At 34.8% G+C, this 3,465-nt stretch carries 3 protein-coding genes; all 3 read right to left on the bottom strand.

The annotated features are described in order from the left end of the window. Positions 1-322 precede the first annotated feature (322 nt). On the bottom strand, positions 323-1,690 hold the full coding sequence (locus AC1D69_RS24925; protein WP_495458806.1) for a hypothetical protein: 1,368 nt from the start codon (positions 1,688-1,690) through the stop codon (positions 323-325). A 243-nt stretch (positions 1,691-1,933) separates the two neighbouring features. Then, entirely contained in the window at positions 1,934-2,338 is a 405-nt protein-coding gene (locus AC1D69_RS24920; protein ID WP_495458805.1) for a hypothetical protein, read from the bottom strand. A 263-nt stretch (positions 2,339-2,601) separates the two neighbouring features. Then, positions 2,602-3,312: a hypothetical protein gene (locus AC1D69_RS24915; RefSeq protein ID WP_495458804.1), complete on the bottom strand. Its 711-nt coding sequence runs from the start codon at positions 3,310-3,312 to the stop codon at positions 2,602-2,604. Positions 3,313-3,465: the final 153 nt, after the last annotated feature.

The raw sequence follows: 3,465 nt of genomic DNA, 5'->3' as shown, positions 1-3,465 counted from the left end.
AATATATATATCCGAGATAGGTACATAAACAGATTAGTAATAAAGCAATGATAACTAATATTTTTTTCAAAGTGACCTCCTGTATATGCTTAATAATTCCTATTTTCGGTAATTTCACATAACGTACCCACATTTCTGACGTTCGAGCGGCTTAAGGTGCGTAGCACCGGGTCGTCAGACTTAGCCGGTTGAATGTGTCGCTTGATTAACCTTCTTCGATATCCCTCTTAGCGACCAAGGAGCGCCAGCGACGACGCAGAAATGTAATGTTATCGGATGTCATCGACCTCTTCGAATATGATCTCATTATTGGTAACAGATTTTATGTAAGTGACTTCATTTTACGAGGATAAAATTCATTTATTTCAATTGAATACGCCATTTCATAGATATCAAAATTTGTTCTCCCAGTTTCTTTGCATTTTCTTTTTATAATATCTATTATTTCTAGACGTGCTTTTTTAGGTGTCTTCATACCGAAAATAATTGATTCAAGATCTTCGAATTTATACTCTAACAATCTATTTTCTGGTTCATCATAAAAATCAAGTGCGCTAGTTAATATAATTCTGTATTCTCTCTCATGCGACCACTCTGGTAATTTTTTAAGATAAGCTCCTAAGTAAATACTCCAATGTTGTTTTCTCCATTCATCTGTTTTATTTAGTACATTATCGGAACATACACTATAAACACCATTATCATCTGTGTACCACTGTTCTTTCAACTGTGGCATTGGTAAGCTTCCTATATTTCCGAAAAAATCTAATTCATCAAAACTAGTGGAATATTCAATAGGATGCATTTCGAAATTTGTGTAATTATACCCATATCCTGAAGAACCGTAAGATGTAATCGCTTTTAATTCTAGAGTTGGATTTTCATTATTCATCTTAAATTTCAGACAAACTCCTGTATGATTTACCCCGTATGTCCCCCAGATGGAAGGATTAGTGCAATTATCCATAAAACATGCCACATAAGATTTAGGATAAGTTAACTCTACAATGACATCTAAATACATCTGAGTAAATTCAATTAATAGAAAATGAATTTTAGGTGAATCTCTAAATTTATGTAGTAATCCAGTATCCCAAACCTTTAAAGTTTCATGAATAGTCCATATAAATTGCTTGTATTCATCTTCATCCATTGAAGTCCATGCATTCCCAAAATCAAATTGGTTCAGAATTGTCTTTACATTCTCAAAGCTAATACTTGGAGGAAATCCGCTCTCTTTGTTTACTGTAAGAATGGAATCTAATGCTATTAAGGATAGTATTCTAAGATGAACATACAATTCCTCTTGATAAACATTGTTTAGATTTCGAGTAACGAATTCAATATGGGCCTGAACAAACTTACTAGAGAAGAACTGATCATAAATTTTCTTCATTCGTTCTTTATATATTTCGGTGGGTAATTTACTTAAGCATTCATAAATCGGTATATGTTCCCTTAAAATTTCTTCGTCATCATTTAATAAAGTAGATAACATAGTTATACGCTCTAAGCAAAGTAGGTAATGTTTCATAAGATTTTCCCATACTATTTTGTCCCCCTTCCAAAAATAACGACGAGTTCCTTCCATAGGATCATTTAATTGATCAAGCGATGCAAAATATATTTGTTGCTTCTCAAGTTCTTCATGTTGTCCTAATAAATTCTCAATACTTCGAAATCTATACATTTGATTTGATCACCTTTTGTTTGATATTTATAGATATTAATAATGATTGTTATTCTTTTCGATGATTTCCGATAACGTATCCGCATCTGCGACGCGACCCGGCCTTAGATAGCTCTTATCTTAGGCCGGGTCGTGTGTTGTCTGAGTTCACTTCCATGATTACACTCCCGACAACCAAGGGGCGAATGCCCCGAAGCACAGATGCTTTGTTATAGGAAGGATCGGCTTCGAAGCTTATACTATCTATGTTTGTTGTTCGATTACTTTATGTAACTTAGGTTCTAATTCATTAATGTCTCTATAGGTTATAATCTTGGTTGATATTCCTTCCAAAGTTTTCGAAATTTCAGCTCCTTCTTTAGCTATTAAAATAATTTGTTTCGATTTAGCATATCCATAGCCTGCTTCTATACCTAATCCTGTTCCCTTCTCTGAAAATTCAATCAGTAGTATATCTGCTTTATCAATCTGTTTGAATGTTTCCTTCATTAATTGATCTGGTTGATACTCGTGGTCTCCCCATTCCTCCATATCTCGCACGACACAGTAGGTTTCATGTCCTTTAGATTCTAGCATATTTAATATTTGTTCGATTTTCTTTCGATTTGAAAAGTCTTCACAATATTTGATTCCAAAATATATTTTCATCTGTTCTCTTCTTTCTTTTATTGCATTTTCGTTAATTACCGATCTTTCCTATAACGTTGTTGTATTCACGACGTCCCTCCACCTTAAGCCCGAAGGGCGGCCGCGATGCGGTTAGGTGGAGGGATGTGTCCGGTTGAATTCGCTACCTCGCTACTGAAATGCCCCTCCGAATCCACATCTAACTTCGGCCGGACCGAGGGGCGGATGCTCCGATGCTTGAATATGGTGTTATGCGAAGTCAACTCTTCTATGAGTTTCTTACATTATTGTTTTTCTTTGTAGAGCTCGTTAAAAGTTATCCCTTTATTTAGTCCGTTAATAAGATTGTTCAATCCTGTTTTCCCATTAGTTCTATACCACCTACTAACTTCACTTTTTGCGATTAGATAATTCTCTCTAGATCTTATCAAATCATAAAAGGTACCCTTATTTTTTAGTCCATCAAGATCATCAAAATTGATTTCATTTGTATTATTAATTGAATATCTATTGTCAACTAACGTTGCTAACCCTTCATCGAACCAAACTGGAACTAAGTTCTTGTTTCTAAGTCGTTTTCTCAGTTCAGAATGCATTAGTTCATGCGCTATAACATCTTCATTAAACCCATTTGGGCCAATCACAATATAATTACCCCAGTACATATAGTAAGTCTGACCAGTTTGGTTTTGTGCATAACGTTTTAAGGATTCTGGAGATTGAACAAAAATGATAGTCGGTTTTGCCCTAATCTCATCGAAATAATCTAATATTTTGATCTTTGACTTCTCATAGTCATTAATTAATTCCTCTTTAGTCTTTTTTGGGATACTCTCCTCCAAATAAATATTGTTATCGTATTCCGTCATACTAGAAAGACTAACCATCATCGCATTTACTGGTTGAGGTGTAAGCATATAGCTAACTAAAACAATTAAGATAAATAAGAAGAGTATTATACAACTGATAAAAACTAGTTTTTTCTTTATTTTCATACAGTTTTTCCCCTTAGTTGATTTCGCATAACGTTTGGCATTCCTGACGTTCAAGCAGCTTAAGGCACGAAGTGCCGGGTCGTCAGACTTAGCTGGTTGAATGTATCGCCTGATTCCACTTCTTCGAATTCCCCCTTGGCGATCAAGGAGCGA

Source organism: Paenibacillus sp. Y301 (genome assembly GCF_059445505.1).
Note: the sequence above shows the minus strand (reverse complement) of the source record. Positions and strands in the feature narration are given on the sequence as shown.